This window comes from Shewanella sp. S1-58-MNA-CIBAN-0166 (assembly GCF_040310085.1).
GTDB lineage: Bacteria > Pseudomonadota > Gammaproteobacteria > Enterobacterales > Shewanellaceae > Shewanella.
Map to the genome: position 1 here is coordinate 1 of NZ_JBEOPN010000158.1, position 261 is coordinate 261.

Genomic DNA, 261 nt, shown 5'->3' on the forward strand with positions numbered 1-261 from the left:
TGCATATCAAATGGGCCATCAAAATCGGCGTCGTAACTTTGTACATAATACAAGCCGATAATTTTAACCCCTTGCTCGCGTAGCTTAGTTAAATAGCCAAGCTCAGCTAAACACGTCGGACACCATGTGCCCCAAACGTTTAGCAAATACACGTCACCCTTTAGCTGCTCATCAGTCCAACGTTTATCGTCTTGCATTAAATCAGGTAAATTAAACGCAGGCACCGTTTGACCAATTCGCCCTGTTTGTATTTCCCGCGGG

At 44.8% G+C, this 261-nt stretch carries 1 protein-coding gene; it reads right to left on the bottom strand.

Going from position 1 to position 261, the window contains the following annotated elements:
• Positions 1-261: redoxin family protein (locus AAEY99_RS21520; RefSeq protein WP_351011993.1), on the bottom strand; the 261-nt coding region annotated here is incomplete at both ends.